General features: G+C 38.1%; 26 protein-coding genes. 12 read left to right on the forward strand and 14 right to left on the reverse strand.

Annotated elements, in window-relative coordinates:
• Positions 1-81: 81 nt before the first annotated feature.
• From ACXJIE_RS05695 to nusA, 3 genes are read right to left on the reverse strand one after another with little or no spacing between them, the layout of a single operon-like run.
• On the reverse strand, positions 82-567 hold the full coding sequence (locus tag ACXJIE_RS05695; RefSeq protein WP_456480003.1) for a prepilin-type N-terminal cleavage/methylation domain-containing protein: 486 nt from the start codon (positions 565-567) through the stop codon (positions 82-84).
• Entirely contained in the window at positions 564-1,517 is a 954-nt protein-coding gene (locus ACXJIE_RS05700) for a DUF475 domain-containing protein (protein ID WP_456480004.1), read from the reverse strand. The genes ACXJIE_RS05695 and ACXJIE_RS05700 overlap by 4 nt, the downstream gene beginning before the upstream one ends.
• An 8-nt stretch (positions 1,518-1,525) precedes the next feature.
• Complete coding sequence (gene nusA / locus ACXJIE_RS05705) at positions 1,526-2,599, reverse strand: transcription termination factor NusA (protein WP_456480005.1); 1,074 nt, start codon at positions 2,597-2,599, stop codon at positions 1,526-1,528.
• 153 nt (positions 2,600-2,752) lie between these two features.
• Here nusA and ACXJIE_RS05710 point away from each other — a divergent pair, with 153 nt between their 5' ends.
• Genes ACXJIE_RS05710 through ACXJIE_RS05740 form a run of 7 tightly spaced genes read left to right on the forward strand, consistent with a single transcriptional unit; the run spans position 2,753 to position 7,421 of the window.
• Positions 2,753-2,983 carry an HP0268 family nuclease gene (locus tag ACXJIE_RS05710; protein WP_456480006.1) on the forward strand — a complete coding sequence of 77 codons (231 nt, stop codon included), beginning with the start codon at positions 2,753-2,755 and terminating at the stop codon, positions 2,981-2,983.
• On the forward strand, positions 2,980-4,278 hold the full coding sequence (miaB, locus tag ACXJIE_RS05715) for a tRNA (N6-isopentenyl adenosine(37)-C2)-methylthiotransferase MiaB (protein WP_456480007.1): 1,299 nt from the start codon (positions 2,980-2,982) through the stop codon (positions 4,276-4,278). Before ACXJIE_RS05710 ends, miaB begins: the two co-directional genes overlap by 4 nt.
• 53 nt (positions 4,279-4,331) lie before the next feature.
• Entirely contained in the window at positions 4,332-4,730 is a 399-nt protein-coding gene (locus tag ACXJIE_RS05720) for a hypothetical protein (protein WP_456480008.1), read from the forward strand.
• Entirely contained in the window at positions 4,702-5,511 is an 810-nt protein-coding gene (locus ACXJIE_RS05725) for a tyrosine-type recombinase/integrase (RefSeq protein WP_456480009.1), read from the forward strand. Before ACXJIE_RS05720 ends, ACXJIE_RS05725 begins: the two co-directional genes overlap by 29 nt.
• Positions 5,502-6,365 (forward strand): DUF8569 domain-containing protein, encoded by an 864-nt coding sequence (locus ACXJIE_RS05730; RefSeq protein ID WP_456480010.1) that lies wholly within the window; start codon positions 5,502-5,504, stop codon positions 6,363-6,365. The genes ACXJIE_RS05725 and ACXJIE_RS05730 overlap by 10 nt, the downstream gene beginning before the upstream one ends.
• Positions 6,358-6,864 carry a PilN family protein gene (locus ACXJIE_RS05735; protein ID WP_456480011.1) on the forward strand — a complete coding sequence of 169 codons (507 nt, stop codon included), beginning with the start codon at positions 6,358-6,360 and terminating at the stop codon, positions 6,862-6,864. The genes ACXJIE_RS05730 and ACXJIE_RS05735 overlap by 8 nt, the downstream gene beginning before the upstream one ends.
• Positions 6,861-7,421 (forward strand): hypothetical protein, encoded by a 561-nt coding sequence (locus tag ACXJIE_RS05740; protein ID WP_456480012.1) that lies wholly within the window; start codon positions 6,861-6,863, stop codon positions 7,419-7,421. The genes ACXJIE_RS05735 and ACXJIE_RS05740 overlap by 4 nt, the downstream gene beginning before the upstream one ends.
• On the opposite strand, the gene ACXJIE_RS05745 is transcribed toward ACXJIE_RS05740, so the two are convergent.
• Positions 7,391-8,494, reverse strand: a complete 1,104-nt coding sequence (locus tag ACXJIE_RS05745) for a BaiN/RdsA family NAD(P)/FAD-dependent oxidoreductase (protein WP_456480027.1) — start codon at positions 8,492-8,494, stop codon at positions 7,391-7,393. The two genes, ACXJIE_RS05740 and ACXJIE_RS05745, sit on opposite strands and share 31 nt — an antisense overlap.
• Before the next feature lie 52 nt (positions 8,495-8,546).
• On the opposite strand from ACXJIE_RS05745, the gene ACXJIE_RS05750 reads away from it, so the two are divergent.
• The gene (locus ACXJIE_RS05750; protein WP_456480013.1) at positions 8,547-8,912 is read left to right on the forward strand and encodes an acyl-CoA thioesterase; all 366 of its coding nucleotides are present in this window, start codon (positions 8,547-8,549) and stop codon (positions 8,910-8,912) included.
• Positions 8,899-9,225 carry a YraN family protein gene (locus ACXJIE_RS05755; RefSeq protein ID WP_456480014.1) on the forward strand — a complete coding sequence of 109 codons (327 nt, stop codon included), beginning with the start codon at positions 8,899-8,901 and terminating at the stop codon, positions 9,223-9,225. The genes ACXJIE_RS05750 and ACXJIE_RS05755 overlap by 14 nt, the downstream gene beginning before the upstream one ends.
• A gap of 119 nt (positions 9,226-9,344) precedes the next feature.
• Here the strand turns inward: ACXJIE_RS05755 and ACXJIE_RS05760 are convergent, their stop codons facing one another.
• The 7 genes from ACXJIE_RS05760 to ACXJIE_RS05790 are packed head-to-tail and all read right to left on the reverse strand — an operon-like array spanning position 9,345 to position 17,525.
• Positions 9,345-11,456 (reverse strand): EAL domain-containing protein, encoded by a 2,112-nt coding sequence (locus tag ACXJIE_RS05760; RefSeq protein WP_456480015.1) that lies wholly within the window; start codon positions 11,454-11,456, stop codon positions 9,345-9,347.
• Positions 11,434-12,372, reverse strand: a complete 939-nt coding sequence (locus ACXJIE_RS05765) for a cytochrome-c peroxidase (protein ID WP_456480016.1) — start codon at positions 12,370-12,372, stop codon at positions 11,434-11,436. Before ACXJIE_RS05765 ends, ACXJIE_RS05760 begins: the two co-directional genes overlap by 23 nt.
• A 9-nt stretch (positions 12,373-12,381) precedes the next feature.
• On the reverse strand, positions 12,382-13,098 hold the full coding sequence (locus ACXJIE_RS05770) for a tRNA (5-methylaminomethyl-2-thiouridine)(34)-methyltransferase MnmD (RefSeq protein ID WP_456480017.1): 717 nt from the start codon (positions 13,096-13,098) through the stop codon (positions 12,382-12,384).
• A gap of 25 nt (positions 13,099-13,123) precedes the next feature.
• Positions 13,124-13,585 (reverse strand): Crp/Fnr family transcriptional regulator, encoded by a 462-nt coding sequence (locus ACXJIE_RS05775; RefSeq protein ID WP_456480018.1) that lies wholly within the window; start codon positions 13,583-13,585, stop codon positions 13,124-13,126.
• Entirely contained in the window at positions 13,582-15,144 is a 1,563-nt protein-coding gene (recJ, locus tag ACXJIE_RS05780; protein WP_456480019.1) for a single-stranded-DNA-specific exonuclease RecJ, read from the reverse strand. Before recJ ends, ACXJIE_RS05775 begins: the two co-directional genes overlap by 4 nt.
• Positions 15,145-15,147: 3 nt before the next feature.
• The gene (gene pyrG, locus ACXJIE_RS05785) at positions 15,148-16,785 is read right to left on the reverse strand and encodes a glutamine hydrolyzing CTP synthase (RefSeq protein ID WP_456480020.1); all 1,638 of its coding nucleotides are present in this window, start codon (positions 16,783-16,785) and stop codon (positions 15,148-15,150) included.
• Between the two features lie 26 nt (positions 16,786-16,811).
• Entirely contained in the window at positions 16,812-17,525 is a 714-nt protein-coding gene (locus ACXJIE_RS05790; RefSeq protein WP_456480021.1) for a spherulation-specific family 4 protein, read from the reverse strand.
• Between the two features lie 102 nt (positions 17,526-17,627).
• Here ACXJIE_RS05790 and rpsU point away from each other — a divergent pair, with 102 nt between their 5' ends.
• Positions 17,628-17,840 carry a 30S ribosomal protein S21 gene (gene rpsU, locus ACXJIE_RS05795; protein WP_012663671.1) on the forward strand — a complete coding sequence of 71 codons (213 nt, stop codon included), beginning with the start codon at positions 17,628-17,630 and terminating at the stop codon, positions 17,838-17,840.
• Positions 17,841-17,849: 9 nt separating this feature from the next.
• Here the strand turns inward: rpsU and ACXJIE_RS05800 are convergent, their stop codons facing one another.
• A complete protein-coding gene (locus ACXJIE_RS05800) occupies positions 17,850-18,617 on the reverse strand; it encodes a FecR family protein (RefSeq protein ID WP_456480022.1) in 768 nt (255 codons plus the stop codon).
• 9 nt (positions 18,618-18,626) lie between these two features.
• A complete protein-coding gene (locus tag ACXJIE_RS05805; protein ID WP_456480023.1) occupies positions 18,627-19,664 on the reverse strand; it encodes a tetratricopeptide repeat protein in 1,038 nt (345 codons plus the stop codon).
• A 65-nt stretch (positions 19,665-19,729) separates the two neighbouring features.
• Between ACXJIE_RS05805 and ACXJIE_RS05810 the strand changes: the two genes are divergently transcribed.
• Positions 19,730-21,799: a CHASE2 domain-containing protein gene (locus ACXJIE_RS05810; protein WP_456480024.1), complete on the forward strand. Its 2,070-nt coding sequence runs from the start codon at positions 19,730-19,732 to the stop codon at positions 21,797-21,799.
• Positions 21,800-21,807: 8 nt separating this feature from the next.
• Entirely contained in the window at positions 21,808-24,090 is a 2,283-nt protein-coding gene (locus ACXJIE_RS05815) for an HD domain-containing phosphohydrolase (protein WP_456480025.1), read from the forward strand.
• Here ACXJIE_RS05815 and tsaD read toward each other — a convergent pair.
• Entirely contained in the window at positions 24,077-25,057 is a 981-nt protein-coding gene (gene tsaD / locus ACXJIE_RS05820; RefSeq protein ID WP_456480026.1) for a tRNA (adenosine(37)-N6)-threonylcarbamoyltransferase complex transferase subunit TsaD, read from the reverse strand. The genes ACXJIE_RS05815 and tsaD overlap by 14 nt on opposite strands.
• Between the last annotated feature and the right edge of the window lie 134 nt (positions 25,058-25,191).

Below are 25,191 nucleotides of genomic sequence, written 5' to 3' on the forward strand. Positions count from 1 at the left end.
TATGGTTTTTTTAATCAATGAAGCAAAAAAAAGGGTCTATGAAACATTCGGCATAACGCTCGAAGAAGAAATAAAAATCATTTAAAAACTTATCTCCTCTTGAATATCCTCATCACCCCATTTTTTAATACAAAGTTCTCTTAGTTTTCCATGTGTCGAAACTCTAAGATTTTTACAATTAATTCTGAACTTAATCAGCCTGTTATCTTTATCAAGTGTAATTCTCAATACTACCTGCGGGGATGCATAGGTTTCATCCCTAAGCGAATAGGTGCCGTCTTTGTTGTATGAACCGTTTGTCGTATAATTCCATTTAAGTCCCGGTACAAGCTGCTGTTCGTTTATTTTAAGGATATCCCGGAGTTTAAACGAAGTGTTGTTTTCAAGATATATATAATTCGCCGCCGCCTCGAGCGCCTGATCCGTACCGGTCGTAAGAGTGTAAGATATGCTTTCTATAACGCTGTGCGCCTTTAAATTTAAAAGCCTGGGCAAAACAAACGATGAAAGCAACCCAATTATCACTATAACGAATATAATTTCTATTAATGTAAACGCTTTTTTCATTTTTCATATTTGGAATGTAAAAATGCCACGGCCAGCAGTCCTAAGCCTATAGTTCCCGTCATAATTTCCCCAACATGCATAAAAATCTTTAAAAGCATTATTACGGCAAGAACGCCTATTGCGTAATGAGCCCCGTGTTCAAGGTATTTGTATTCGTTTAAAACACCTTTTTCCACCATCCAAATAGTCAGACTTCTTACAAACATCGCCCCTATTCCGAGACCTATCATAATAATAAAAATATCGCCCGTAATTGCAAAAGCCCCTATTACTCCGTCAAAACTGAAACTCGCATCAAGCATTTCAAGATACAAAAACCCCATCAGCCCGTTTTTCGCCCCTTCGAGGGCAAACGCCTCGTTTATACCGTTAAGAAGGGAATACGTAAGCATTCCCAAAAGATACGCCATTCCTATTTCGTAAGATTTTGAATCGTACATTATAATAATGCCTATCACCGTTGCCACAATTAAAGATATGTTGTTTACCTTTCCGATTTTTTCGGCATACCTTTCAACCGGTTTTATCCATCTGACTTCCTTGTGCTCAAATAAAAAATCGGTAAACACAAGCCACAAAAAAGCGCCCCCGAACGCATAAATCAGTTTTTCACTTTGCAAAAGCATCTCATGATACTGCTGCGGATGATACAAGGCAATATTCAATGTTTCGGTAATTCCCTTGCTTGCCGCAGCAGCCACAATAAGAATGGGAAAAACAAACCTCATTCCGAAAACGGCTATAACCATACCCCATGTCAAAAACCTCTTTTCCCATATTTCGTCCATCTCTTTTAAAATTTTCGCGTTTACAACCGCATTGTCAAAAGAAAGGGAAATTTCCAAAACGGCAAGCACGGCGGTAATATAAACCGCTCCGAAACCCCCTATAAAAAAAGATAACCCGAGCCCTATCAGGGCGATTATAAAAGAGACGTAAAAATAACGCATTCACTTCCTTATATTTTAAATAAATTTTCCAGTTTGCTCGTATCTTTCGTTTTTTCTTCGGCGTCTTTAAGTTCAATTTTATATTTCGTAAGCATACCCGCAAGTGTAATGTTTATACCGTTTTTACCTATAGCCTTCGCTTTTTGATCCGGATCCACCTCCACAACCGCAAGCGCTTTGTCCTCGTCCACCTTTACGTTTTTGACAATGGCCGGGGAAAGGGCACGCGCTATAAAAATTTCCGGTTTAGGGGAATATTCGATTACGTCTATATTCTCCCCGTTAAGCTCGTTTGAAACGGAATTTATCCTAACCCCGTTTTTACCTATAATCGTTCCTATCGGTTCCACTTTAGGATTTAAAGAACTTACGGCCACTTTGCTCCTGACTCCCGGAATTCTCGCGCTCGTATGTATCTTAATAATACCGTCTCTCACTTCCGGAACCGCGGATTCGATTAGTTTTTCCAAAAATTTCGGATTCGTTCGGCTAAGCTCTATGGTAATTCCCCTGTTCGTGTCAAAATGCACATATTTCAAAAGAGCCTTCAAAACATCGCCCACTTCAAATTTTTCGCCTTTGATTCTGTTTCTCATAGGCAGTACGCCTTTTACACCTTCAAGTTCAACCCATGTGTTTTCCTCACCGTCCACTTTTACGACTTCCCCGCTTACAATCGTATTGAGCTTTGATATGAGTTTTCTGTATATTTCATTTTCAAGAAGTCTCGTAATTTCCCTTTCAAATTCCCTTTGAAGAGCCATGGCTCCGCTTCTGCCGAGTTTGGAGAGCTCAAGTTCCACCTTAAGTTTGTCTCCTATTTGAGCGTTCGGGTCAAATTCCCTCGCTTCGTCCAAGTAAAAATATTTTTCAGGTTCCTCCAACGCCGTATCGTCGTTTCTCACTTCGAAAATCTGATAAATTTTAAGCTCCCCGTTTTCTATATCCACTTCAAGATCTATATCCCCCAACACTTTTCTGGCGGTTTTTATTACTGAACGTTTAAAAGCCTCCTTCACCTCTTCAAAATCAAGACCCTTTTCATTAGCCACTAAAGACAATAAATCCAATACTTTTTCCACGCTTTTCCTTTTTTACAGTTAAGTAGTGGGCGGTGGGTAGCAAGCAGTTAAAAAATATAATAAAAACTACTTACCACTCACTACATACTACCCACTTTTTTTTAGATATAATTTTACAAAAATTTTTGATAAATTAATAATAAAAGGATTAAGATGACGTTAAAACTTATCAGTACCGATAATAACATCGTGGAAAAAAGTTATGAGGAGTTTTTAAAGGAAATCAAACCTAACTCTTTTTTTTATTTTCATAAAGAAACTTCCTACAAAGACCTTAAAGATCTGATAGACAAACTTGAAGCGGACGGTTATTCCGTATATTTCAGGGAAGTTAAATACGGACTCGACGAAAATTCTTATATGTACGAACTCCACATTATATGATTAAAAAACAAAAAGGGACAAAAAAGTTGAAAAAACTTTATATCGAAACGTTCGGCTGTCAGATGAACGTAAAAGACTCCGAACACATCATAGCCGAACTCTCGGATGAATACGTAACCACTCAAAACCCCGAAGAAGCCGAACTTATACTCCTAAACACCTGTTCGGTCAGGGAAAAACCGGTTCAAAAACTTTTTTCCGAGCTCGGCGCGCTCAAAAAGAAAAACCCTGATGCCAAATTCGGCGTGTGCGGATGCACCGCCTCCCACATGGGCAAAGAGATTATAAAAAGAGCCCCTTATGTAAGTTTTGTACTCGGGGCGAGAAACGTAAGCCGCATAAAAGAGGCTCTTAATACCCCTAAAGCCGTTATCACGGATATTGATTACGACGACACCTCATATGTTTTTAAAAACACCAGAAAAAACCCCTATAAGGATTTCGTCAACATAATGGTGGGATGCGACAAAAAATGTTCATTCTGCATAGTGCCTAAAACAAGGGGAAAAGAACTTTCGATACCTATGGATCTTATATTAAAGCAGGTTGAAAAATTAGCAGAAGAAGGCGTAAAGGAAATAACCCTCCTCGGACAGAACGTAAACAACTACGGCAAAAGATTCAGCGTTTCTCATCCGAAAGCGGATTTTACGGACCTTTTAAGAGAAGTGAGCAAAATCGAAGGGATTGAAAGAATCAGATTCACTTCCCCCCACCCCCTGCATGCCGACGACAGGTTTTTAGACGAATTTGCAAACAATCCGAAAATTTGCAAGCATATACACTTTCCCCTCCAAAGCGGCAGCACTGAAATTCTCAAGGCTATGAGAAGGGGATATACCAAAGAGTGGTTTTTAAACAGATGCGGAATTATCCGCCAAATCCCCGATGTGAGCATTACAACCGATATTATCGTAGGATTTCCGGGTGAGAGCGAGAGGGATTTCGCAGAAACAATGGATGTGTTGGAAAAAGTGAGATTCGAACAGATTTTCAGTTTCGTATATTCTCCGAGACCACTTACCGAAGCGGCCCAAATGCCGAACCAGGTGGATAAACAGACAGCAAAAGAGAGACTTTACAGGCTTCAAAAAAGACACGGGGAAATACTTGACGAAATTGCAAAACAGCAGATAGGAAAAACTTACAAAGTGTTGATAGACGAACCGGGAAGCGGCAAAAGCGATAACTTTTTCACCGTCAAAACGGAGAGGGGGGATAAATACTTAGGTAAAATTGTCGATGTTAAAATAACCGAAGCCAGCAAACATACTTTAAAAGGGGAAATAATATAAAAAAATTACTTTTTTTTCTTGGTATAATTATTTTAGGATTTGTGCTTTATTTTATGTTAAACGATTCTTACCGGCTTTCTTTAGAAGCAAGGTATTATTTTGAAAACGGAGAATACGACAAAGCCTTTGTAAAAGCAAAAGAGGCCTATATTTTGGATCCGTACAACAGAATGGCTTTTACTGTTTACACACAGTCCCGGATTGCAAAGGAATGGGTCGGTTTTTTAAAAGACGCCGACAGGTATTTTAAGGAAATAGAATATATTGCGAACAAAAAAAACCTTAGCGACAAAGAACGGCAGAAAGTCAAAATAATGCTGGAGATTCTGCTTGACGAATATAAAAATTTAAAACCGTCCCTTTTAATAAGCGACAACCTTAAAATCCGGGCTAAAAAAGAATACGAAAAGGCAAAAGTGATTTATGAAAAAGTTTTTGCAAAAAGAAATTAACAAATTTCTCGGCTTTGTTAAAAAAACGAAATCCCCCAACACCTATAAAACCTATAAAACGGTATTGTATGAAGCTTTCGATTTTATGGAAATAGAAGATAACACAATAGACATCACCCCTTACCGTATGCACATCGCACATTTAAACAAAAAAACGATAGCGAAAAAAATTTCCGCTTTAAGAAGCTTTTTCGAATTTTTAGAAACGGAAGGGTTTAAATTCAAAATAAACGGCGACGAGCATATAAAAGTTCCGAAAACCCTCCCTAAGCCTCTTGGTATGGAACAGATAAAAAAGGCCCTCCGTTCCGCGACAATGGATGAATATTTAGCCGTTATAACGGTATTTTCATTAGGTTTGAGAATCAGCGAAGCCGCGGGGATAAAACTTTCGGACATAAAAGGGGAATGGATAGAAATAAGGGGAAAAGGCTCCAAAACGAGAATCCTTCCGCTTCATCCCAAACTCAGGGAATTCATAAAAAATTACTTAAAAACAAACCCTAAAAAAGAATATCTTTTCGAAAAAAACGCAAAACCTTTAGGAGCCGACAGAATAAGACGCCTGATACAAAAAGCGTTTAAAAAACACGGTATTCACGCGACACCCCATCAGTTAAGACACTCATTCGCCACGTATATGCTACAAAACGGGGCGAGAATAAACGACGTAAGCGAACTGCTCGGACATGAATTTATCTCCACCACACAGATTTATACAAAACTCAGCAACAGTCTGAAACTTGAAAATTATATGAAGGCCCACCCGCTATGTTCTTAAAAAACCTCCTTTTCAAACCCAATTTCATAGCGGTGTACCGGGAAGAAGAAATATTTAAAATATTAAACGAGCAATACAAAAAAAACGAAATTATTTTTAAAGAAAAAAAAGAATTCGACAATATAAACCTTCTTAAAAAATATATTTCGTCCGTAATACAGGACAATCCCCAGACATACGTCTCCACCGTTCTTTTGTCGCCTAACCAGGGTGCTGTGCCGGGATGCGGCAAACAGATATACAAACAGCACGGAATAGAAACGGAAAATATAAAATCCGTATGCATAAACAACAAATACTCCTTTTACACAACGCTTTACGAGTTAATGGAAATCAAAAAAACAATGCCTTTTACTGATTTTATCTACCCCGCTTTTGCGATAATAGATTTCAATTCGTCATTGAAAAACAACTCCCTGTACATTCTTGTGTTAAAAGAATTTTCCTTCGTGCTGATATACAAAGACGGCAAACCGCTGTACTCGGATATTTTCGTAACGGAGGAAGAAACGGAAAACGACGAGGAGATAGAAGACATAAGCGATATGGACATAATAGAGGATTTTGACGAAAGTCTTGACGAAGACATAGACAATATAGAAGAGCTTATCGACACCGGTGAAAACATAGAAAACATAAATGTAGAATACAAAATAACCGAGCATATCAAATCTTCTTTAAAAGAATATTACGACGGCGGAGGGGATTTTGTTGAAAAAATTTTTATTTTTGATACCATAGGTCTGGAAAAAAACATTACGGACATTATAAACGACGAGCTTTTTATCCAAAGCGTCATCCAAGAAACGGACATATTAAAAACAATAAACGATATAAGCAGGAAAAATGTATAGCTTTACGACACCGGAAGAAAAACCTTTATTAAAAGAAGATACGAAACTTTGGCTGGTGTTTATAGGAATATCAATCGCACTGTATCTGTTTTTCGCACTTTTTCTCGAAATAAAAACACTTCTTTACAGCAGGGAGATAAATAATTTAAACTCCGAAATAATTACGCTAAAAAGAAACCTTGCCAAAATAAACGAGGAAAAACATTTTATATACAAACAAAAAACATTATACGAAGACATTATGGTAAAAAATTCGCTAATGAAAGACAGCATAAAAAACCTCCTTGACCTTATACCGGATCCAATTACGTTAAACAGCATATATTTCGATAAAAACAGACTCGTAATTTACGGTATAACCCCGACCAAAGAAATATACAATATGCTTATGCTCCCTCCCCTCGAATCGATTTTTACAGTTACCAAAACATATTTTTACCAAATGAAAAACGGATGGTACAAATTCAAATCCGAAAACTATCTGAAAGAACAGAAATGAAAACGTTTAAAATCAAAATACCGAAAATAAAAATATACGGCATAGACGTAATTAAAAACTTTCTTTTTTTCGTACTGTTTATCATCCTTACCCTGCTGACGATAGCGTTTGTCATATCCCCGGCAATCCATTCGTTTAAAAAACTGAAAAAAGAATATTACGAAACTAAATATTCATTTGAAACAACCGAAAAAGAGTACAAGGAAAAACTTAAAGAACTGAAAACGCTGAAAAACACCAACAAAAAAATCTTAGCCGCACTCCGAAGGGATTTCAACCCGGAAAACTTTAAAATGTTCGCATCAAAATATATGAGCATATCTTCCGTGAAAGAAATAAATTCCACCGTTTATCAAAACAGTTTTATAAAAACAACATATATAATGAAAGCCAAAATAAAAACCCCTAAAAACTTTTACGACCTGACAGATTCCCTTAAAAAATACAAAGCGGTCCTGAGAATATATTTTCCCATCGATTTTATTAAAAACAAAGAAAACATAGATCTGACCTTAAAACTCGAACATTACAAACTCAAACCCGAAAAAGCCGAATAAGCGCTGCTGAATGCCCACTGAAAATTATATCCCCCGAGTTCTCCCGTCACATCCAGAACTTCACCGATAAAATAAAGCCCTTTTATTTTTTCGGATTCCATATATTCGCTTATCTCGGATGTGCATATCCCGCCCTTCGTAACCTCCGCCCTTTCAAAACCGAATGTACCTGCCGGAGCAAATTCGTAATTTTCAAGGCGCTTTAATTTTTTTATCTCTTCTTTTTTTAAAAACATAACTTTTTTATCCTCGATACCCGCGGCACGCAAAAACTCCTTAACAAAGGCTTTGGGCAAAGGAATCTGGGAAACTATCTGCTTGTGCCTGTTTTTTAACAGTTTGTCAATTTTTGTGCCCACTAAAAAATCTATTGTTATCCTGCCCTTTTCCCAGTAAAGCGAAGCGTTTAAAACCGCCGGACCGGTAATTCCCCTGTGGGAAAAAAGGATGTTTTGTGTAAACCTCCTACCGTTTACCAACACTGAGGCTTTAAAAGAAACGCCGCTTAGTTTTTTAAACCAGTTTTCCGAAGGCTGAACGGTAAACCCGACCAGCGCCGGTTTTAAAGGCGTTATCTTATGTCCGAATTTTTCGGCTATTTCATACCCTTTTTCAGTAGCTCCCAGTTTTTTAAAACTCCTGCCGCCAAGCGCCACCACAACATTTTCGGATTTGTAAACGCCCCTGTCGGTGATAATCTCAAACCCTTCTTTCACGTCCAAAATTTCAGTATTTAACATAACCTCGCATTCCGGTTTTAAAACCCTTAAAATTTCGAGTGAGGATTTAAAAAAATACTGCCCTTCTTTCAATTCGTAAACTTTAAGCCCCTTGTTTTTTATCCATTTTAAAAGCTCTTTACTGCCCGCTTTTTGCAGTGCTTTTTTTACAAATTCGCTCTTCGGATAATAATTTTCAAAGCTTACCTTTTTATTCGTGATATTGCACTTTCCGCCACCGCTTATTTTAATTTTCGCACCTATTTCATTATTGTGTTCGATTATCAGTACGTTTTTTCCTTTTAAAAAATCCGCCAGAAACAGTCCGGCCGCACCGGCGCCTAATATAATCACGTCATACAATTAAAACCTTTTTGATAGAATTATATCATTGAAAGGATTTATAATGAAAAAAAGAATCTACTATGACTCGACAGACGCCGGAGGAATCGTATATCATGCGGAATACATAAAATTCTGCGAACAGGCAAGAAGCGAAATTTTTTTTCAAAACAATATTTTTTTTCAGAACGAAGGATACGTCGTAACCGATTTAAAAGCAAAATACATAGCGCCCGCTAAACTCGGAGACGTTATAGAAATAAAAACGAAAATACTAAATTACACGAAAATAAAAGTATGCATACTCCAGGAAATTTATAAAGAAAACAGAAAAATATTCATACTCGAGATAAACGTCGTTTACATAAAAGACGGAAAAATAGCAAAAATTCCCGCTTCCCACATAAAGATTTTCAATGAATACACGTAAAAAGGGCTCTTTTGCCGAAGAAAAGGCGTGTGAATATTTAAAAAATAAAGGGTATAAAATAGTAAAAAGAAATTTTTACACTAAATTCGGTGAAATAGACATAATAGCCTTTAAAGACGATGTTTTTCATTTTGTTGAGGTAAAAAGCGGTAAAACGTTCGAACCGGTTTTCAATATAACACCCGCAAAGTTAAAAAGAATAATACGTTCGGCTGAGGTTTATCTTAAACAAAACGGAATCGATTCAGCCTTCTGTATCGATGCTGTCATCGTCAAAGACCAAATCGACCATTTCGTCAATATCTCTTTTTAGAATAATCTAAAAAGGAGAAAGGATGAAAAAGGGGGGGGGAGTAAAATTATAAAACAAAAATATTAATTTTTTATTAAATTTGTAAAATTTATGTAAAATTTTCAATATTTCTGTAAAATTTATGTAATACAGCTTGGCAAAGGTTCTGAAAAATAAAATCCCTGCGACAAATCTATTCCTAATTCTTTTACCTTTTTATAAATTTTTTCGTTCGATACGAATTCGGCAACCGTTTTTACGCCTATTTCTTTTGCAAAATCAGAAATAACTTTTACTATTTTATAAGCGTTGTTGTTATATTCGAGCTGTCTTATAAGCGAACCGTCAATTTTTATATAATCCACGTTGAGGTTCATCAGATGTTCAAAATTAGAATATCCGCTTCCGAAATCGTCTATAGCCACACCCGCACCGTAATATTTTATCCTCTGAAGGAATCTTTTGATTTCCTCATAATCACGGATGGCTTCGCTTTCAAGAATTTCAAAGGTGACCCTTTTTGAAAGATTTCTGTTTTTAAGATACAAATGATACATATATCTTATTATTGAAATATCGAGAATATCCTCTATCGAAATGTTCAAATTAAACTCCACCTCCTTATTTGCAACCCTTTCGTATGTTTTTTTAAGCATAATTCTGGTAATGTCTGCGTATAGTTTGTTGTCTTTGGCTATTTGAAGATATTCGTATATCGATTCAACCTTGCCGTTTTTATGGACTATTCTGGCAAGAACCTCATATTTTTTCGTTTTACCGCTTTGAGTATCCACAATAGGCTGAAAATAAGGTTCTATCCTGTTTTCCTTTATGGCTTGATACAGTATTTTACTTCTTTCAATGTTCTGTTTTATTTCGGTTTTGGCGTTCATGTCGTCTTCATAAACCATAACCCGTTTTCTGAACGATTTTTTAATATATTTAAGGGCTATATCCGCATTTTCCAGCAGAGGTTTTTTCAGACTTATACCGATACTTACGGAAATATGAAACTTTATTTTATTTATTTCCATTTCATGCTCGTCGAAATGCCTTATTATTCTTTTGGCAAGGGATTTCACTTTGGGATATTTTTCATATTCGTACACTATTCCGAAATCGTCGGCTCCGAGTCTGTATATGTTTGCCCCGATATTAGGAACTGTTTTTTTCAACACCTCCGCCGTTTTTTTCAAAACACCATCTCCTGTTTTAATACCGTAATAATCGTTTATGTGTTTAAACCTGTCTATATTGATAAGAACCAGTACCGGTTTTTTCATAAGTTTTACGTCCATATCAAATTTGTTTCGGTTAAAAAGCCCCGTAAGTTTATCGGTGATATAGGTTTCGTGAAGCTCTTTATTGAGTTTTTTGAGTTTTTCATAATCTTTCTGAAGCCTGATTAAAAGAACGACGACCGTAACTACGCTCATCAGTACGAATATCATCAAAGAAAACGAAACGACTTTTATAATCACTATTTTGCCGTTTATTTTATTCAGATGCTCTTCGTGTATTTGCTCCAAAAAATTTTCAGCTTTTTTATCGTTGATATATTTTAAAACATCTATATATTTGTTAAAGTATTTTACAAAAACCTCAAGGTTGGCAACAAAAACCTTGTTAAACTCGTTAAACTCCCTGCTGTCGGTTTTGTAGTTTTTAAAAAACTCAAAATCAAGGTTTTTTATAAAATCATTATCAAGGCTGCTTTTCGCAAGAAAAACCGAAGAAATCACTTTAATCATTTTCTGTGCATAATAGTTGTTTTTTTTAAACGATTCTTTCGCCGTTTTGTCTCTCATTTTTCTTCCGCTTATTTTAGGAAGCTCTTCAAGCAGACTTGCAAGATACATAATGGAGTTTTTTATGGGGGCGTTTAACGTCTGAAATTCGTAAACCTTGTCAATTTTCTTTAAAACCAGTTTTTTGTATTCGACAGTCTCTTTATAAAGGGACGGATACTGGCTTTTGTAATATCCGTTGGAAAGAAGAGCGTTTAAAGAATTCAAAAGTTCTTTTATGGAATCGTTTATAAAATCGTTATTCGTATACATATATACGCTCGTCATTAAAACGTTATACCTCAGCTGCAGTTCGCTGTTTTTTATGTTGTTAAACTGTTTTTGGATTTTATTGTTTTCTAAAAAATAATACTGTGTGTATGTGTTGAACCTGTACAACAGTATTACAAGAATAACACCCGCAATAATAATTAAAGATATCTTAACGTTCGCTTTTTTTATCATTTTTCTCTTTCATAATGGCCGGTTTTTTTCCGGTAAGCGTTTTTAAAAACGCCACAATGCTTTTCGCATCTTTTTTAGGAAGCTTAAATCCGAGATTGTGATACGCCATAATTTGAACGGCTTCATAAAGTTCATATGTGATTCCACTGTGAAAATAAGGAGCCGTCAGGGCTATGTTTCTTAGGGTCGGCACTTTGTAAACACATTTGTCAATAGGGTTGTGTGTTATTTGAAACCTGTCGTCCCTGCAGTCTTTTACCGGAAAAATCACCCCTATTTTCTGAAAAGAGTTTCCTCCTATATTTATGCCGTTATGGCATGTTACGCAACCGTATTTTTTAAAAAGTATGTAACCTTTCTCCTCTTCACCGCTGAGCGGCGCCTTTCCCCTCAGATAAAGATCAAACTTGCACTCAGGCGTTATCAGAGCTTTTTCAAATTCGGCAATGGCATCGGCGAAATCGTCAAAAGTGTACTTTTTCTTACCGTACACTTTTTCGAACATTTTTTTATATTTAGGCGAAAAATTAATTATCTTTGTTACTTTTTCCACATTAAACCCCATTTCATTGGGATTGTTTATAGGACCTTCTATCTGCTCTTTCAAATCCTTGGCCCTTCCGTTCCAAAACTGCCTGAAATTAAATACGGCGTTTAGCACCGTAGGGGACTGCACATCTCCTTTTTTTCCGTAAACGCCCTTTGAAACTTTTCTCCTGTCCGCCCATCCTTCATCGGAGGAATGGCAGCTCGCACAGCTTACTCTGCCGTCTTTTGAAAAAGAAGTGTCAAAAAAAAGCATTTTGCCAAGCTCGGCCTTTTGCCGATCGTATTTTATATTTTGAGGAATCGGTTCTATTAACTCCTGCGCGTTTGCAAAGATTAAAATCAAAAATGCAAAACCGATTATTCTCATTCTCTTCCTTTAAAACGTACGGCATTTCACTCTTTTAAGCTTTTCTTTAAAATCAACCTCGGGCAAATCAATTTCCTCATACGAGGCTACGGTTCCTTTTCTTATTATATCATAAGGATGGGTATAGATATTCATTCCGAGCTTATAAAAGGCGCACCTAACGGGAGTGGCCACGCTGTAAGTGGTTATTACACCCGATTTATGTAAAATTTCTGTTATATTTTTAAAATATCCGTAAGTCCACAGTTCCCTGTTAACTTTAGGGGAAAAGGCGTCCTGATACACTATGTGTATATTGTTAAGTTTTTTTATATATTCCCTTGCATCGCCCGGATATATTTCTATTTCAACCTTACCGTTTTTATAATAAAAATTTTCGCTAAGCGAGTTTATAATATCTCTTAACCCTTTAAAATTTTCAGGATATTTAAAATATTTAAGTTTTTTTACAAGTTCCGTATCAAGTTCAGGTGAAAAAATTTTTAACTTTACTCCTTCGGGTTTATGTAAAACAGCGGTAAGGGTGTTATAACCAAGTCCGAAACAGATATCGAGTATTCTTATCTCACCGCCGTAAAATCCGAATTTTTCGGCAACAAAATAGCCCGGTTTCACATGCTTATAAAGACTCTCCGTATAAGCCCCCTCGCTCGAATGGTAACATTCTTCATATTTGTCGCTTTTTAACGTAACGGAACCGTCTTTCGTGACTACCTCTTTCAACATGACCCCTTTTTACACAGGCACGGTATCAGTCGTTCTCAACCACTTCCACAAACGCGTTAAACAGGGTTATCACATCGTTGTCGGCCTTTCTCAAATGCCTGCTTATGTCATACGTTACAACCCACAGAAGTTTTATTGCGATAAGCGGTTTTTCATCCATCATATTTATAAAATCGTTGTGCGAAATCCGAAGTATTTCACAATCCGTCTTGGTCTTTACGGTGGATGTTACAAAACCTCTGTCTATCAAATTAACCTCGCCGAAAAATTCGTCTCCCCCGGCTTTTATGTCCGTTATGATATAATCGTCCCTGTAAACGGTCTCCTTAATAACGGAAACCTCCCCTTTTTCCAGCAGAAAAGCCTTATCCGAATACTCACCCTCTTTTACTATGACTTCGCCTTTTTTCACAAAAACCCTTTCAAAATAAGGCAAAATCTCCTCCAACTCCTTATCGTTTAACGTTTTAAAAACGGAATGCTTCATAAAATCTCCTCAATTATGAGCTGAACGCTTCTGCCGTAATAAGCGTTTTCCGAAACGGTGAACTTAAAATTTATATACTCTTCAAATTCACCGTCATACCTGAAAAGCACGGCAGGCAGTAATATATCGTCCTGAGAGAGAATCAGTTTAAAATGATTGTCTTTAAGGTTTTGAACGTTTTCCACCTTTGCGCGGGAGACGAATTTCGGCTTGGGATTCCCCTCCCCAAACGGTTCGAAACTTTTTAATATATCGAGAAGCTCAATATCTATTTCGCTAAAAGGCAGTTCCCCTAATACGTAATCCTCAATAAAAAAATCCTCTTTCGAATATTTGGCAATCTTTTCGTTTAACGCTTTTTTAAACGTTTCGAACATCTCATTTTTTAATGAAAGTCCGCAGGCCATTTTGTGCCCGCCGAAACCTTCGAGAAATTCCCCGCATTCGCTGACAAGTCCGAATATGTCTATGTTTCCGAGACTCCTGCCGCTTCCTTTTAAAACACCGTTATTTTCAGACAAAACTATTGCCGGCTTTTTAAACTTATATACAAGCCTGCTGGCTATTATACCGACCACCCCTTCATGGTAGTTTCCCTTAATTACTATAAAATCCCCCTCGGGGTTTTCTATTTCCTCAACGGCGGCTTTTTCCGTTTCCTTTCTTAAACTGTTAAGTCTGTCAAGCTCCATCAAAAGCCCGTAGGCTTCATTTTCGTCCTCGGATATTAAAAACCTGTAAGCCCTGTCGGCATGTTCCATTCTTCCCGCCGCATTTATTCTCGGAGCTATCTGAAAAGCTATATCTTCGCTTTTAAACTCCTTATTAAAAAACTTTTTTAAAGCCGCCGAAAAAGGCCTTACGCCCTTATTGAGCCTTTTAAGCCCCATATTCACAACGGTTCTGTTCATATGCGTAAGAGGCATAACATCGGCGATGACGGAAATAGAGACGATATCGGTAAATTCCCTCAAATCGACGTTTATTTTCATTTCGGCCTTCAGTGCGGCGCACAGATACCAGGCAACCTCTGCCCCGCATATTTCCTTAAACGGAAAATCCGGCGATATTTTCGGATTGACAATTGCTAAAGCTTCCGGCAGTTTAAATTCAGCATTGTTTTTTTTACCGTTTATCGATTCTTTATTTATTAACGGTGTATGGTGATCCGTAATTATCAGATCAATCCCTCTTTTTTTACACTCTTCAGCGGCTTCAAAACTTGTAATTCCGTTGTCCACGGTAATTATCAAATCGGCTTTTATCCTCTCAAGCAGTTTCAACCCGAGCCCGTACCCTTCCGTAAACCTGTCGGGAATAACAATGTCGACATCGATTCCGGCCTTTTTGAAAAAAAGTTTCATTACGGCACTGCTTCCCACACCGTCGGCGTCATAATCGCCGACAACGACTATTTTTTCACCGTTTCTAACGGCTTTTACAATTCTTTCGGCGGCCCTGTCAATATCCCTGAGCAGTGAAAAGTGGGGAAGGTTCGAAGAGCTTAACTCCTCTATTCTGTTTGAAAGAATCTCTTTTATTTTTGCTTTCGTAAGCATTAATCAGCAGCTTCTTTGACATTTGTAGGCGTTTTCCACAAACGACATAATAACCTTGTTAGGGGATTTTAATTTATTCGTAAATTCCGGATGAAACTGAACCGCAACAAACCACGGGTGCTCTTTAAGCTCAACCGCTTCTACAAGCCCCTCCACGCTTTTGCCGCTTACTATCATACCGTTTGACGCAAGCCTCTCTTCATACGCCCCGTTCACCTCATACCTGTGTCTGTGTCTTTCAATAACGCTTTCGGATTTATAGGCATCGTAAAGTTTCGTACCCTTTTTTATAAAACACTCATACCCCCCGAGTCTCATAGTGCCGCCGAGAGGGGATTTATGGGTTCTGAGCTGTTTCTGTCCGCTGGCGTCGATAAATTCGTCTATAAGATAAACCACCGGTTCGGGGGTGTCCGGATCAAACTCCTGGGAATTTGCATATTCGAGCCCTAATACGTTTCTGGCGAATTCTATTACCGCAAGCTGCATTCCGAGACATATCCCGAGATAAGGTATTTTATTTTCGCGGGCGTATTTTATGGCTTTTAATTTGCCTTCGATTCCTCTTTCCCCGAATCCCCCCGCTACGAGAATTCCGCTTACCTCGGCGAATATTTCGTCCAATTTTTCGTCTTCCGACTTTTCAAGATCTTCACTGTCTATCCAATCTATCTCCACCTTCATATCAAGATGCGCCCCGCTGTGTATAAGAGCCTCAATCAGAGATTTGTAAGATTCCTTAAGTTTGAGATATTTTCCCACAAAAGCGATTTTAACCTTTTTTTGGGGGGAGATGATTTTTTTTACGATAAAATTCCATTCGCTCATATCAGGATGGAGTTCTCCTAAATCAAGCTGTTTCGCAATGGGGGCCAAAATATCCTGATTTAAAAAGTTTAAAGGAACCTGATAAACGGTCGGTGCGTCAACGGCTTCTATAACCGCATCCCTTTCTATATCGCAGCTGTCCGCCAATTTTTCTTTTAAAAATTTAGGCAGCGGTTTTTCGGTCCTGCATACGAGCATATGAGGCGTTATTCCTATACGCCTCAGCTCCTGGACGCTGTGTTGGGTCGGTTTTGTCTTAAGCTCGCCCGCCGCTTTAATATAAGGTATCAGGGTGACATGAACAAACATTGCGTTTGTTTTTCCGACCTCGTGTTTAAGCTGTCTCACCGCTTCGAGAAACGGAAGCCCCTCTATATCGCCGACCGTCCCTCCGAGCTCCACAACGACTATGTCAACCTCTTCGGCCACCTTTTTTATTCTTCTTTTAATTTCGTCTGTAATATGCGGGATGATCTGAACCGTTTTTCCGAGATAATCCCCTCTTCTTTCTTTTTCTATAACGCTTAAATATATCTGTCCCGTTGTAAAATTGTTTTTTTTGCCGAGGTTTTTGTTTAAAAACCTCTCGTAATTTCCTATATCGAGATCCGTTTCCGCACCGTCTTCGGTCACGAACACCTCCCCGTGTTCAAAAGGGGACATCGTACCCGGATCAACGTTTATGTAAGGATCTATTTTGACCATGGAAACCTTAAACCCGCTGTGCTGCAATAAAGCCGCAATGGATGCGGATGTGATACCTTTTCCGAGAGAACTCAATACCCCGCCCGTTACAAAAATATATTTGCCCATACAGAACCTTTTTAATTGGAATTATATCATTTTAATTCTTCAATTTCTTCATAAAAATATCCCGGAAGGGAATCGTACGGGTTGGAACCGTCGTCATCCGTCACATAAAAATACCCGCACCCGGCGTTTATAACTTTTTTCATTTCATCCTCATCCGCCCCGTATATAATTACGGAGTCTTTTTCAGGGTTATCCGAACATACCGCGGGGTTAAAAGAGCCCACCTCGCCTTCATACACCACTATAGTGTCGGCGATGTTGTAGTATAAAGAATCGCATCGCGTTCCCGGGTTTAAAACTATAAAATAATCGCCTTTGGATTTTATATATTCGTAAAGCGTTTCATAATAAGAAATTTTATCAGCACCGCTCGCCGCCTCGTCTATAAAAAAGCCTTGTATCAAAGGGTAAAATTTTATCCATTTATCGATATCGGCTTTTGTTTCGTTCAGTTCCCTCTCCCCCCATTTGGTGTAAACGTATCCGACGGGTTTTTTACCGCTTTCTTTCAGGGCGCCGATTATCGAAGTGTAATGCGGATCTTCCCTTAAACCTGGACCGCTGTCGGGATTGACGATTACCAAAAAACCGGTTTCGCCCGGGGCGTTTATAACCTCATCCCAGATCTCCTGGTTATAAAAATAAGCCGGCAAAATTATACCTCCGCCGCCTTTGGCGGTGGCGTTTGTGCCACACCCCCAAAAAACAACCGCTAAAACCAATATTTTCAAAAATTTCATTTTTACCCCTTTAAAGGAAATAAAAGATTTAAACAATTTCCAATTTTAACAAAATTTTGGTATTATTCCGTTTACAAAAAAAAACGAAAGGTGGTGAGAGCAGTGCCAGGAATCGTAGTACATCAGGGCGAAGATTTCGAATCTGCTTACAGAAAGTTCAAAAGACAGGTTGACAGAAACCTTATAGTTGTAGAACTTAGAAAAAGAAGATTCTACGAGCCGCCGAGCGAAAGACGCAAAAAAGAAAAAATTGCGACTCGTAAAAAAATCCTCAGAAAACTTTGGATGCTCAGAAGATACGAAAGCAGATTATAATCTGCTTTTTTATCTATACTTCATATACTCGTAAAAAACCCCGTTATCGAAATTGATAGGTTCGAATGTTCTGTTTTCCGGTTCTTCTATTTTTTCGGTTTTATAATTCTTCCACGAAAGCGTCTTTTTGTTTTGTTTTAAATTTTCCCGCGCTTTGTAATATTCGTTCAAAACACCGCCTAAAAACATCCGTTCCTCTTTTTTACTGAGTCCGAGATTTTCCGCAACGGCTTTAGCGTAATTTACCGGAACCTTAAAAGGCTTAGTGACAGTATTGCCGAAAACCCCCAACATTTCCCCGCTTTTAACCACCGCCCTTTTAGAGCCTTTTGTCACTTCTATAACACCGCTGCTGCACCCTATTACATCCCCTCCGTAATAAATCGAACCGAATACGGTGGTACCCCTTATTCCTATTGAAGCGTTTTTTGTTTCCAATTTAAACCGTTCAGGGGCTATTTTCCCTATTTTACCGGTAACGCTTACAAAAGTCCCTTTTAAAAATCCGAATCTCGCCTTCGGCTTTTTCCCGTACACATATTCCCTGACTTTAAATACGGAGTTTTTTCCTATCGTTACAATGGTATCGTCTTTAAAAACCATTTTAACCTTTCCATTTTCCCCCGTAAAAACGGTATCGTCTACATTTATATCCGTTTTAATCTTTAGACTGAAAATTTTGCCGTTTTTTAAAATCTCCGCCTTGCCTCTGACATCTTTTACATACCCTATCGACGCATACAGATAAAATCCGAGCAGTATTATTAAAAATCTCATTTTTTCTCCTTAAAACATGTAGATAAATTTGGAATAAACTTCATATTTCCTAAGCTCCTCACCCGAATCATCACAAAGAGAATAGTAGTTTACAACACCTATAGAAAAATATATATGTCTGCTTTCTTGTTTGTTGAACGAAAAATCGACATAATGCATATTAAGCCTGTAGGCGTTAAAAACCGTAACGTCGTAATAATAATGTAAAAATAAAAACACCTCCGAAAAATGCCACCTACTTTTTATGTCGAATTTATATTCGTTGCCGTCGTAAGAGCCGCCGTCCGAATCGCCGTAAAAGGCGTATAAAGCCACCTCGGTTTCAAAATCCCTTGTCTTCAAGCCGGCTCTTAGCCCCCCTCCGAGGCTTTTGGTTTTTACATCATTCCTGTAATACCTGGCCGAAAGGAAAGGTCCGGCATAATACGAACCCATTTTTTTATAAAAAAACAGCTCCCCTTTGTATACGGACTCTCCTCCGTTTGTTTTAAACTCTCCGCCCAAAGAAAGTTTCGTATTTACAAAAGCGTGATAATCGGCATAAGCATTTGCGTCGGCATAAATATAGTTATATTCGGGATGTGTAAAATATCCCCTGTTTTGCACTTTTACATCCACGGATGATTCCAGGTTGTTTTTAAAATAGTACCCTTTTATCAACGCTTCTTCGATATGAGCCATATCCACCAAAGAAGATTCCTTTTTTTTCGCATAATTAAGATTCGAATCGTATAAAAGCCCCGCCGCTATTTCGGCTTTAATGTATTTAACACCTTCTATTCTTTTCAAATAGCCTTTTAATTCCTCTTTTACCGTTTCGGGTATCTCTTTTTTAAGAAGCCTTTTAATCAGCTCTTCCGCGAGGGAATATTTGCCTTCTTTGTAATAAGTCTTCGCCAGATACGCCCTTGCCACGTCCGAATCGTACCGTCCGGCATATTCCGAAAAAAGTTTTTCCGCTTTTTTATAATCCCCTTTATTATATAATTCAACCGCTTCAAACCCGTATATGTTGATAATTATCAAAAACAAAACCAGAAATTTCAATTTAGGCTCCTTTTATGTTAAACTATTATTAATTATACTATAATTTTATTATAAAGAGAAATTAAATGAAAAAATATCACTTTTTTTTGGGCGCGGTGCTGCTGTTGCTGAGTGTTTTTTCCGTCGTATATCTGAAAAACCCGCCTCTGCCGGAAATAATAGACAAAAAAATAAAAGATTCGTTTTTTACGTTAAGGGGCGATGTAAAACCGTCCGAAATGATTACAATAGTAAACATAGACGAAAAATCGCTTTCGGCATTCGGGCAGTGGCCGTGGAATAGAAGAATCATTGCAAGAATTGTACGCAACTTAACGGCCGCAAACGCGGGAATAATAGGTTACGACATCTTTTTTGCGGAGCCGGACGCAAAAGGGGAAATCAACGACATGATAATGGCCGACGCTTTAAAAAACTCCCCTTCCGTTTTAGGTATAATGTTTGATTTTGAAAAAAACATAACCAAAAACACTCTTCCGAACATTCCCGCCGTTTTTATACAGAAAAACTTCACAAAAGAATTTCTTCCCGTCGCAAAAGGTTATCTTGCCAATATTACGGTACTCCAAAACAGCGCCTACAGCAGCGGTTTTGTAAATATGATTCCCGACAGTGACGGCGCAGTGAGATATATCCCTCTTATTATAAAATACAAAGACGATTTTTATCCGTCCCTCGCTTTTGAAATGTTCCGTCTTGCAATAGGCGTCTCAAAAATCACCGTCAATTACACACCCAACGGAATAAAATCCGTTACACTCGATAAAAATTTAACCGTTCCCACCGACAGGTTCGGAAGACTGTTTATTAATTACAGAGGGAAAAAAGGCAAATACGCATATCTCTCCGCCAAAGACGTATATGACAACAGATTCGACAAAAACAAAGTTTCCGGCAGATTTATAATAATAGGAACAACCTCAGCCGGCCTGTTCGACTTGAGGGCCACACCTTTTGAAAGCGCATATCCCGGAGTGGAAATACATGCGACCATTCTGGACAACCTTTTGCAAAACGACATCATCCACGCCCCTCAGAACGAAGAACTGATAGACCTGTTTATAATGTTTTTACTTTCCTCCCTGACGGCGTTCGTTATATACAGGTTTTCCGCACTGTACGCCTTTTTAGCTGTAATGGCATTAATAGGAGGAACATACTATCTGGATTATTATCTTTTTTTCAACAAACACGTTATTTTAAACACGGTGTATCCTGCAATCCTGAGCGCTCTAACCGCTTTGGTACTTATAACGGTGAATTATATGTTCGAACATAAAAAAACACTCCTTATAAAAAGGGCCTTTGCAAAGAAAGTATCGCCTAAGGTTATGGAGGAGCTTTTAAAAAACCCCGGAGACATACTTGCCCCCAAAGAGAGGGAAATTACCGTATATTTCAGTGACATAAGGGGATTTACCACCATTTCCGAAAAAATATCGGATCCCATAAAACTGATAAAAATGCTTAACAGCTATTTTACGCCCGTAAGCAACCTGATAATTAAATACAAGGGGACAATCGACAAATTCATAGGAGACGCCGTAATGGCATACTGGAACGCCCCGAACGAATGCGAAAACCACGCGGATATGGCGGTCGAATGTGCAATAGAACACATAAACCTGCTAAAAAAACTGAATAAAAAAATAAAACGCGCCTTCGGAGTCAATATAGACATAGGAATAGGAATAAACACCGGAATGACCACAATAGGGGAAATGGGCAGCGAGGGCAGATCCGATTACACGGTTATAGGAGACAGCGTAAACCTTGCCAGCAGACTCGAAGGGCTAAACAAATACTACGGAACGCATATACTTATTTCGGAATATACGAAAAAACTTCTTAAAAAACATTTCAACACCAGGGAAATCGATACGGTTTTAGTAAAAGGGAAAAACAGACCCGTAACGATTTACGAAGTAACGGCAAACCCTTGCGAAAACATAGAAAAATACGAAAAAGCCCTTGATTTATATAAAACAAAAAATTTAGAAAAGGCTCTAAAGATTTTCTCCGAACTATACGCTGAAAAAAATGATAAAATATATAAAATATACATCGAAAGGTGTATGTTTTTTATAAAACATCCGGAAAAATTTTCCGCAGTGCATAAATTCGAAACAAAATAAGGATTAATATGTTTTTTAAAGTTTTAGGAGCTTACGGAAGCAAATCGAAAAATAAAAACCCGGTTTCCTTTCAAATATCGAAAAACACGGTAATAGACGCGGGAAACATCCTCAACGGCGTAGAAAATCCCCAAAATATAGAAAACGTCATTATTTCACATTCACATATCGATCACATCCAGGATCTGCCCTATCTTATAGACCTCACATACGAAACAAGAAAAAAACCTCTTAAAATTTACGCCACGGAAATTACGATACGGGCGGTAAAAGAGCACATTTTCAACAATTCGGTATGGCCAGAATTCAGCAGTATCCTTTTACCCGGACAAAATAAAAATTCCATATATTTTATTCCCATAACCCCGGATGTCCCCGTCAAAATAGACGAAAAGGAAATATTTCCGTTCAGAGTCTCCCACACGGTGGAATCACTCGGTTTTTTAATCGACAAAACATTTTTAATATCAGGCGACACGTCCTATTGTGAAAATCTGATAAAAACAATCAACACTTACCGTCCGAAATATGTTTTTTTGGAGGTTTCGTTTCCTGAAAGGCTTCAAAACATAGCCGACATTTCCGGACATATGAGCACCGGGGACATTAAAAACGTAATAAAAAACATTTCATACAAACCTGAAAAAATATACGCTTACCATATTAAACCCCAGTTCGAAAACGAAATTGTAAAAGAGCTTTCAAGGATTGACGTAATACAGGCGAAAGAAAACCTCACCTTCAAAGAAAACAGAATATACTGTATGAAACACGCGGACGAAATCATATTTGAAATGATAAAAGACCTCTACACCGAAAAAGACATAAATAAAATTCTCAACAAAATAGTCACGTACGCAAGGGAAATAACAAACGCCGACGCCGCAACCCTTTATTACAAAACCGAAGACGATATGTTTTTGGAATTTAAAATCATACAAAACGAAACGCTCAGATTATATATGAATGAAAACATAAACTGGCCCAAACTGCCCCTTTACATAAACAAAAAACCGAATACCGAAATGGTGGCGGTACTGTGCGCCCTGAAAGGCGAAATCATAAACATAAAAGACGCTTACGACACGGAAAAATTCAATTTTGAAGGAACAAAACGTTTTGACAAAAAAAACGGATACCGCTCCAAATCCATGCTCGTAATACCTTTGAAAAACCATAAAAACGAAATAATCGGCGTTTTACAGCTTATTAACAAATATAGCGGGGGCAGTATAGTTCCTTTTGAAAAAAAGGATCAGGACCTTGTATACCTGCTCTCTTCCATAGCTGCAGTCTCACTGACCAAAAACAAACTTATAGAGGACTTTGAAAAACTGCTGAGCTCCCTTATAAAAACCATCGGTACCGCGATAGACGAAAAATCCAAATATACGGGCGGTCACGTAAGAAGGGTGGCGAAGCTTGCACTGAAAATAGCCAAAGCCGTGGAAAAGGAAAAGATTAAAACATACACCGAAGAAGAGCTTAAAATGATAGAAACGGCCGGATGGCTCCACGACATAGGGAAAATAGCAACACCCGAATATGTTATGAACAAAGCGACCAAACTTCATCTGTTTATCGACATACTTCCTTATGTAAAATTCAAATTCGAACTTGCAAAAGCTTACGGGAAAATAGATCTTTTAGAAAAAAAAACAGCCCCTGAGGAATATGAAGAACTTGTAAAAACCCTAAACGAAGGGTTCAGACTCGTAACGGAACTGAACAAAGGCGGAGAATTCGTCCCGGATGAAAAAATATCGGCATTAAAAAAACTGTGTCTTATAAAAATAAACGGCGAACCCCTTATAAACAAAAACGAATTTGAAAACCTCTCCGTAAAAAAAGGCACCCTTACAGAACGCGAAAGAAAAAAAATAGAAGAACACGCCTCAATAGGCCTTAAAATGTTAAAACAGCTCCACTTCCCCAAAAAGTTTAAAAAACTGCCTTCCATTGCGGCAAACCATCACGAAAAATTAAACGGAAAAGGATATCCGAGGGGACTTAAAGCAAAGGAACTATCGCTTGAAGAGAGAATTATGGCGGTGGCGGACATATTCGAGGCGCTAAGCGCCGCCGACAGACCTTACAAAAAACCTAAAAAAATGTCCGAAATCTTTAAAATTCTGTATTTTATGGCCAAAAACAACGAACTTGACAAAAACATCATAAAAATAATCCTGAAAAACGGAGTTTATCTCGAATACGCAAAAGAGGAGTTAAAAAAAGAACAGCTCGACGAAATACCAGAAGAAATAACGAGCTATTTTTTCAGCACTTCTTAAATTCCACCCTCGGGATTATTTTTATATCCCTGTATGACGTAAAAAGCCCTTTATTATACATTTCAAGCGCCGCCCTTGCAATCATGGCCGCATTGTCCGACGTGTATTCCATACGGGGGTAATAAAGCCCGAAACCGAACTCTTTTGAGAGTTTTTCAAATTCTTCTTTCAGTTTCATATTCGCACTCGCCCCCCCCACAATCGCGAAATTCACCGGTTTTTGCCTCTTAAAAACCCTTTTACACATAAAAACGAGATGTTCTATCGCTTTTTCCTGAAAAGAGGCGGCTATGTCCTCGGGTTTATATTTTCCGCTCTCAACCGCAAGCCGAACGGCGTTTTTTATTCCCGAGTAACTAAAAGCCGTCTCTTTCGAATTTCTTAACGGAAGGGGAAGGGGCAGCAGTGTTTTTCCTTTTTGCGCGAGTTTTTCTATAACCGGACCGCCAGGATATCCCAAACCGAGCATTTTAGCCACCTTGTCAAAACTTTCACCGAAACTGTCGTCAAGCGTTGTAGCAATTTCACACACGTTTTCAATACCGTTAAAATTAAGAATTTTCGTATGTCCGCCGCTTACAAGCAAGACAGTAAGGGGTTTTATTTCCTCCTTTTCTATAAAAAGGGAATATATATGGCCTATTAAATGATTTACGCCTATTAAAGGGATTTTTAATGTCATACTCAACGCTTTAGCCGTCATAACGCCCTCCTGAAGCGTTACCGAAAGCCCGGGAGCATTCGTAACCGCCACGGCTTTTAAACGCGAAAAAAACTCTTTGCACTCTTCCAAGATTTTAGGAAGAGCCTTCGCATGAAGCCTGCTTGCAAGCTCCGGCACAACCCCGCCGTACAGGGAATGTTCCGATTCCTGCGATATTTTTTTATGAAAAAGAAGCTTTTTTGTTTTTATTTCCGTAACCGCAACCGAGGTATCGTCACAGCTGCTTTCAATCGCCAAAACCATTTATATCCTTTATGAGCATACAACCTGAACTTATTTTAACCGAATTTTAACATTTTTGTACTAAACTTTGTATAATTTAATATTAGTATGCCAACAAAGGAGTCGAAATGAAAATCTTATTAATCGAAGACGAT

The sequence above is a fragment of the Nautilia sp. genome, from assembly GCF_053994455.1.

What these genes read in the sequence shown, in the direction of transcription:
- miaB (WP_456480007.1), top strand. Translation starts at nt 2,980, where the DNA reads ATGATTAAAAAACAAAAAGGGACAAAAAAGTTGAAAAAACTTTATATC.
- ACXJIE_RS05760 (WP_456480015.1), bottom strand. Translation starts at nt 11,456, where the DNA reads ATGATAAAAAAAGCGAACGTTAAGATATCTTTAATTATTATTGCGGGT.
- ACXJIE_RS05720 (WP_456480008.1), top strand. Translation starts at nt 4,332, where the DNA reads ATGTTAAACGATTCTTACCGGCTTTCTTTAGAAGCAAGGTATTATTTT.
- ACXJIE_RS05735 (WP_456480011.1), top strand. Translation starts at nt 6,358, where the DNA reads ATGTATAGCTTTACGACACCGGAAGAAAAACCTTTATTAAAAGAAGAT.
- ACXJIE_RS05755 (WP_456480014.1), top strand. Translation starts at nt 8,899, where the DNA reads ATGAATACACGTAAAAAGGGCTCTTTTGCCGAAGAAAAGGCGTGTGAA.
- recJ (WP_456480019.1), bottom strand. Translation starts at nt 15,144, where the DNA reads ATGCTTACGAAAGCAAAAATAAAAGAGATTCTTTCAAACAGAATAGAG.
- ACXJIE_RS05810 (WP_456480024.1), top strand. Translation starts at nt 19,730, where the DNA reads ATGAAAAAATATCACTTTTTTTTGGGCGCGGTGCTGCTGTTGCTGAGT.
- ACXJIE_RS05800 (WP_456480022.1), bottom strand. Translation starts at nt 18,617, where the DNA reads ATGAGATTTTTAATAATACTGCTCGGATTTTATCTGTATGCGTCGATA.
- pyrG (WP_456480020.1), bottom strand. Translation starts at nt 16,785, where the DNA reads ATGGGCAAATATATTTTTGTAACGGGCGGGGTATTGAGTTCTCTCGGA.
- ACXJIE_RS05700 (WP_456480004.1), bottom strand. Translation starts at nt 1,517, where the DNA reads ATGCGTTATTTTTACGTCTCTTTTATAATCGCCCTGATAGGGCTCGGG.
- ACXJIE_RS05775 (WP_456480018.1), bottom strand. Translation starts at nt 13,585, where the DNA reads ATGAAGCATTCCGTTTTTAAAACGTTAAACGATAAGGAGTTGGAGGAG.
- ACXJIE_RS05765 (WP_456480016.1), bottom strand. Translation starts at nt 12,372, where the DNA reads ATGAGAATAATCGGTTTTGCATTTTTGATTTTAATCTTTGCAAACGCG.
- ACXJIE_RS05725 (WP_456480009.1), top strand. Translation starts at nt 4,702, where the DNA reads ATGAAAAAGTTTTTGCAAAAAGAAATTAACAAATTTCTCGGCTTTGTT.
- ACXJIE_RS05730 (WP_456480010.1), top strand. Translation starts at nt 5,502, where the DNA reads ATGTTCTTAAAAAACCTCCTTTTCAAACCCAATTTCATAGCGGTGTAC.
- ACXJIE_RS05750 (WP_456480013.1), top strand. Translation starts at nt 8,547, where the DNA reads ATGAAAAAAAGAATCTACTATGACTCGACAGACGCCGGAGGAATCGTA.
- tsaD (WP_456480026.1), bottom strand. Translation starts at nt 25,057, where the DNA reads ATGGTTTTGGCGATTGAAAGCAGCTGTGACGATACCTCGGTTGCGGTT.
- ACXJIE_RS05815 (WP_456480025.1), top strand. Translation starts at nt 21,808, where the DNA reads ATGTTTTTTAAAGTTTTAGGAGCTTACGGAAGCAAATCGAAAAATAAA.
- ACXJIE_RS05695 (WP_456480003.1), bottom strand. Translation starts at nt 567, where the DNA reads ATGAAAAAAGCGTTTACATTAATAGAAATTATATTCGTTATAGTGATA.
- ACXJIE_RS05790 (WP_456480021.1), bottom strand. Translation starts at nt 17,525, where the DNA reads ATGAAATTTTTGAAAATATTGGTTTTAGCGGTTGTTTTTTGGGGGTGT.
- ACXJIE_RS05770 (WP_456480017.1), bottom strand. Translation starts at nt 13,098, where the DNA reads ATGTTGAAAGAGGTAGTCACGAAAGACGGTTCCGTTACGTTAAAAAGC.
- ACXJIE_RS05740 (WP_456480012.1), top strand. Translation starts at nt 6,861, where the DNA reads ATGAAAACGTTTAAAATCAAAATACCGAAAATAAAAATATACGGCATA.
- ACXJIE_RS05710 (WP_456480006.1), top strand. Translation starts at nt 2,753, where the DNA reads ATGACGTTAAAACTTATCAGTACCGATAATAACATCGTGGAAAAAAGT.